At 30.2% G+C, this 6000-nt stretch carries 7 protein-coding genes; all 7 read left to right on the top strand.

The window, feature by feature from the left end:
- Positions 1 to 23: 23 nt before the first annotated feature.
- The 7 genes from Z053_RS0124695 to Z053_RS0124725 all read left to right on the top strand — a co-directional run bounded on the left by Z053_RS0124695 (position 24) and on the right by Z053_RS0124725 (position 5893).
- A complete protein-coding gene (locus tag Z053_RS0124695; protein ID WP_025667639.1) occupies positions 24 to 413 on the top strand; it encodes a RidA family protein in 390 nt (129 codons plus the stop codon).
- Between the two features lie 222 nt (positions 414 to 635).
- Positions 636 to 1178 (top strand): HD domain-containing protein, encoded by a 543-nt coding sequence (locus tag Z053_RS0124700; RefSeq protein ID WP_025667640.1) that lies wholly within the window; start codon positions 636 to 638, stop codon positions 1176 to 1178.
- An 80-nt stretch (positions 1179 to 1258) separates the two neighbouring features.
- Complete coding sequence (locus Z053_RS0124705; protein ID WP_035096763.1) at positions 1259 to 1753, top strand: hypothetical protein; 495 nt, start codon at positions 1259 to 1261, stop codon at positions 1751 to 1753.
- Positions 1754 to 1836: 83 nt separating this feature from the next.
- Positions 1837 to 2982, top strand: a complete 1146-nt coding sequence (locus tag Z053_RS0124710) for a helix-turn-helix domain-containing protein (RefSeq protein ID WP_025667642.1) — start codon at positions 1837 to 1839, stop codon at positions 2980 to 2982.
- A gap of 157 nt (positions 2983 to 3139) precedes the next feature.
- Entirely contained in the window at positions 3140 to 4219 is a 1080-nt protein-coding gene (locus Z053_RS0124715) for a serine hydrolase domain-containing protein (RefSeq protein ID WP_051476140.1), read from the top strand.
- 202 nt (positions 4220 to 4421) lie between these two features.
- Complete coding sequence (locus tag Z053_RS0124720) at positions 4422 to 5279, top strand: AraC family transcriptional regulator (protein WP_241459856.1); 858 nt, start codon at positions 4422 to 4424, stop codon at positions 5277 to 5279.
- A 125-nt stretch (positions 5280 to 5404) separates the two neighbouring features.
- Positions 5405 to 5893 carry a DUF2938 domain-containing protein gene (locus Z053_RS0124725; protein WP_025667645.1) on the top strand — a complete coding sequence of 163 codons (489 nt, stop codon included), beginning with the start codon at positions 5405 to 5407 and terminating at the stop codon, positions 5891 to 5893.
- Positions 5894 to 6000: the final 107 nt, after the last annotated feature.

Below are 6000 nucleotides of genomic sequence, written 5' to 3' on the forward strand. Positions count from 1 at the left end.
CACAAAACAAAAATGAAAAAGAAATGGAAAAACGAATAGTTAACCCCTGGAAATGGCAAAATGAAAGAAGTTATGTTCAAGCTATTGAAGTAACAAAAGTAAAAGGAACACTTTATGTTTCTGGTCAGACAGCAATTGATGCTGATGGAAGGTCAAGTACAGATGACATGAAAACTCAATTAATTAAGTCTATACAAAACTTAGAAAAAGTGATAAAGGAAGCAGGATATAAATGTAAGAACATAGTAAGGTTGAACATATATACAACTTCATCAGAAGAACTTTTTACTTGCTTTGATGTTTTCCAAAACTGGATTACAGAACATAATATAAAACAAGCAAGCACTTTGTTAGAGGTAAAAAGCCTTTTTGAAACATTGAAAATAGAATTAGAAGCTACTGTAGTAAGGTAGTTCTATTTAGAGGTAAACATAATGCATAAGAAACATCATAAGAAGGCTTAAGATTGTTCGAAAAGCAAATGACCTCTTATAGGGTTGTCAAATGTAAAATTTGGTGTCAATAAAAAGTATAAAAGTAAAATATTTATATTTGACTTGGTGCAATCCTAATCGTATCATTACGAATAGCCTTACGTTTTTTATACAAGGCGTTTTGTGCGTAATAAAACTACTATGACACAAGAACTATATCAAAAAGCAATCAAATTCGCTGGAGAAAAACATAGCAAACAAAAAGTCCCCGGAACAAACGCGAACTACTTGTTGCATATTTCAAATGTAGCTATGGAAGTTTTATTTGCTTATAATTTTGATCCTTCATTTGATATAGATTTTGCCATACAAACAGCAATTCTTCATGATACAATTGAAGATACAGATACAGATGCCGAAGAAATCAAACAGATATTTAGCGAACCTATTGCTAAAGCTGTACAAGCACTAACAAAAGATGAGAAATTACTATCCAAAGAAGAAAAAATGATGGATAGCTTGATTCGTGTAAATAAATTGCAAAAAGAAGTCGGCATTGTTAAAATAGCAGACCGAATCACGAACCTTCAAACTCCACCAGAACATTGGACTAAAAACAAAATAATTAAGTACTGTGAAGAAGCTAAACTAATTTCATCTCATCTTAATAATAAAAATGAGTATTTAAATAAGCGACTAGAATCAAAAATAGAGGAATATGAACAAATGATTAAAACATTATAATCATAGGTAGAAGATAAAGTTAATAGCAAAAGATTTCAAATAATAAACAAATTAATCATATAAAAAAACAAGCTCTGGTTATGAACTTTAAATTTCTAAATATAATCCCTTTCCTTGTATTTGTGCTAGCTTGCAATACACAAAAAAATGAAATAGAGTTTCAAAATAAGAAAGTAGCTTTATCTCAAAATGAGACAGAACATGTGATTAATAAATGGTTAAAGTTGTGGGAGACTTATGACTTAAATCTGCTAGACGATATCTTTCTTCAAACTGAAGACCTTACCTATTTTTCATCAGAAAAAGAAGGTTTGATGGTAGGATATAAGCATCTAAAACCACATCACCTGGAATTTGGTTTTATAGAAGGAGGAAAGCAGTCTGAAAAATCACTCTGGTTAGAAGATATTACGACAAAAATTTATGGAGAAACTGCCATGGTAGCTGCGGTATGGTATTTTGGAGATAGAAATGCAGTAAAAGATAGTATTTCAAAAGGGCCCGTTACATTTATTCTTAGTAATGATAAACAAGGTAATGCGAAAATAATACATACTCATTTTGCAAATTATTAAATAGACATTGTTATTTTGGTTTAATCATAAAATAATCCAATACTCACTACATAATTAGAGATAATTTACAGCATTTTTAGTTTATGAATTTAGTAATTACCTTTTTTTTAACCACAGGAATTGTTATTAATGTTATTATACTTCTGTTATTGATAAAATCTAAAACCAAAGAATCACCACAGCAATTACTTCTTTTATTTTTTTCTATAACCCTATTTTACATTATTCACGGGTATGCACAAATTCATAAATTAAAATTCTTATTTCTAAGCACTTTTGTGTTCAATGAAATTATTGAATTTTTTACCGGACCTTTGATATTTGTTTATATAAAATCTCTATTTGAAAATAAAACAAAACTAATAAGGAAATACTACATTCATTTTATTCCTACGGTACTCTATTTACTATGCGTATCAATTCCTTTTTTGGTCTCGATCATTAAGAAAGAGTTTGTGTTTAACTATTTAAAAGTGATCAATGATCATGGGGATCTATTTGGTATTTTGTTGATGTTGTATTTTATTTTCTACACATTGTATTCATTAAAACTATTTAATAGATATAAAGGTGCCATGAAACTCAATTTTTCAAACATTTCTGAAAATGATTTTGGTTGGGTAAAACGAATGCTTATTGGTGTGCTTGTGATTTCTTGCCTTGATGTCATATTTACTTTGTATGAGTCTACTATTAGAGAACTAAATTTTGAAACCTCGTATTTAACATTAGTTTCGGTAATTATATTGATAGTATATTTAGGGTATTATGGAGTTAAACAGTCAAAAATTTTACTTCCGGATTTCTTGATCAATACACCAGAGAAAAAAAATAAAGAGAGTAAAAAAAATGAGTACTTGTCTGGTATGAATGATGAAGAATTGAGTATGCTGAAATTATCACTAAAACGTGTAATGTTTGTTGAGAAAAAGTATTTAGACGAAGACCTTACTTTAAGCACATTAGCAAGTGCAATTTCAATTTCTGACAAAAAACTCTCAGCATTTTTAAATCAATATTTGAAGACTACATTTTATGACTATGTGAATAAGTATCGTGTTGCCTCTGTCAAAGAAAAAATAAAATCACCAGAGTATAATAATATCACACTTCTGGGTATTGCATATGAATCTGGCTTTAAATCTAAGACCAGCTTTAATCGAATATTTAAAAAAGAAACTGGTTTATCTCCTTCTCAATTCAAATCCTCACTTCAGGAAACACTTTAAAAATAGGTGCCAATAGAAGCATTGGGGCGTTTGGGTCTTCATTTTCATATTTATTTGTGTCAAATCTCAACAGAACAATTACCCGATAAGGTAAGCATGTAATGTTTGAGTAGTATGTAGTCTCAAAATGAATATATCAATCAAAAAAACAATGATTATGAAATCTTATTTTACTTTTATTTTAATTACTTTTTTAAGTATCCAGAGTTGTATATCTCAAGACAGAAAATTTACAGGCTATGCTACCGCTGTAGTTAATGGGGATGAGGTTCTAAAAATTGAAACATTTGGATTAGCCAATACAGAAAAAAAGAAGAAGTATTCAAAAAATACAATTCAACCCATTGGATCAGTGAGTAAAACTGTTATCGGAGTTTCTTTAATGATAGCCAAAGAGAAAGGATTACTTGATTTGGATAAGGATATTAATGAATATCTGGATTTTAAAATTGTTAATCCGCATGTCGACGATTCGAACATTATTACATTGAGACATCTGGCAACTCATACCTCAGGAATCATAGATAATAAAAATATATATGAATCTGCCTATGCCTATGAACTTTTCCCAAAAACACCGTTAAAAGCATACCTATATGAGCATCTTAGTCATAATAGAAAGAGTGTAAAGAAAAGTTTCTCGAAAAAGAAAGTAGGAGTACAATATGAGTATTCGAATATTGGAGCAGCATTAGCGGCTTATATAATTGAAAAAGTTAGTGATAAACCTTTTAATGAATTTACCGAAGACCATATATTCAAACCACTAAACATGAATAATACAGCTTGGTTTTATAAGAATATAGACAGTGCACAGCATAGTATACTATACGATGAAAAAGATCAAGCTATACAGCCTTATTCCTGTGTGACGTATCCCGATGGAAGCTTAAAAACAAATATAGAAGACTTGTCTGTTTACTTAATCGAACTCATAAAAGGATATAACGGAAATAGTACATTACTTACTAAAAAATCGTGGAGAGAGTTATATGCTAAGAATTTTGATGAAAGGAAAAATATTCAGAATATTAGCCCAAGAGAACCTAATAGCGGGCTTTTTATGGCGTATTTTAAATCTGGTAAAATAGGGCATACCGGTTCAGATCTAGGAGCATCTGCTTTTATGATGTTTGACCCCAAAACAAACATTGGGCAAATTCTAATGGCAAACGAAGATGTAACTTCAAATAATTTAGAAAGATTTAAGAAAATCTGGAATAAATTAGGCAAATAAACCGAACCACGTTTTTATCGGTTTAGTTATCTTAGTGGTGCAAAAAAGTACTAGTGTACTTTTCTGATACAAAGCTTTTGTGTAAGGGGTAAGAAAGGTTCGATGAAATTTAATTTAACATGAGATTTTCTTATCCCTTGTATGAATATAGATTTGTAATAAATGGTGTGATTTTTTTAAAGACTAGTTGAATTTTAAATCCTTGAGTCGTATAATGCAAGAGATTCCGGTAAGAAAAGGTAATGTGAACTCAAACGAGTCTATTTTCGCAATTAAAGATGTTAAGAAGATGTTAGGCGGAAAACGGATGACCCAAAATCTTCACAGGCATGATTTTTTCTTTTTACTCGCACTGGAGCAAGGGTCGGGTTTTCATGAAATAGATTTTATTCCTTATGATGTTTGTGCGTATTCTATATTTGTTCTTCGCCCGGGTCAGGTACATCAGCTTACATTAAATAAGGAGAGCACTGGGTATTTACTTAATTTTAATGCCAATTCTTATGTTGCTCATGATAGGGTAAAGGTAGCATTGCTAAGAAAAATAAGTAATTTGAACTGTTATCAATTTGATAGCAATGGTTTTAAAAAATCAATATCTGTTTTAGAAGCCATTTTTCAGGAATTTACAAATAAGGATGAGGGGCACCAGGAAGTAATTAATGCAAACCTAAGTATATTACTTACCGAACTTAGTCGGAAAATAGGAAAAGATCATAGAGGTAACGGTACACCATATTCACAAGAACGACTCGAAGAATTTTTAGAACTTCTAGAAACACATTGCATTACTCATAAACGAGCAGCTCAATATGCAGAAATGATGAACCTTTCTTTATATCAGCTTAATGCCATCACTAAATCTACAATAGGTAAAACATGTTCAGAGTTAATCAATGAACATATAATTTTAGAAGCTAAAAGATATCTTTTGGCTACGTCTAATCAAGTAAGTAGTATAGCTTATGATTTAGGATATGATGATGCATCTTATTTTATCAGGTTCTTTAAAAAACATATGGGGTGTTCACCCAAAGTGTTTAGACATAATTTTAGATAAGTCCTGGTAAACCAAAATTTTGTCCTACTCCAGCATCCTGTATGCGTACTAATTTTGTGTGTGTTAATATAATCTCTTATTACCTCTCTTTATCGTCTAATACTAATCAAGAAAACAGATATAAAATGAATTGGATATTAAAAACAATAATTATTGGTGTTGGTGCTACATTTGCAATGGATATTTGGTCATTTATATTAAGTTTGTTTAACATAAAATCACTTGATTATAGTCTTCTTGGTCGTTGGGTTGGTTATATACCCAAAGGAAAATTCTTTCATGATAAAATCTTTAATTCACCCTCATTAAAAAATGAATTGATAATAGGTTGGTTGTCACATTATATAATAGGAATATCATTTGCATTTTTATTGGTATTTGTTTGTAGTAAAAATTGGTTAGCTAATCCAACTCTTCAACCTGCTATTTTAATAGGCCTTGTTACCATTGTCGCTCCTTTTTTTATTATGCAGCCTGCATTTGGATTAGGAATTGCATTGTCAGATATACCAAATCCAGCTACAGGTAGAATAAAAAGCTTGCTTACGCATACCATTTTTGGGATAGGATTATACCTAAGTGCAACTCTATTAAATAAAATATTGACAATGTAATTCTTTGTTTATACTTAAAATAAACAATTAGTATAGTATAGGTATTGTACTTCTGTGATGTAAAAAAAGTATGTCTCTGCTTAGATTGTAATACCTCTTAAGATTAT

Origin of the sequence: Aquimarina megaterium XH134 (assembly GCF_000520975.1) — a bacterium.
Lineage (GTDB): Bacteria > Bacteroidota > Bacteroidia > Flavobacteriales > Flavobacteriaceae > Aquimarina > Aquimarina megaterium.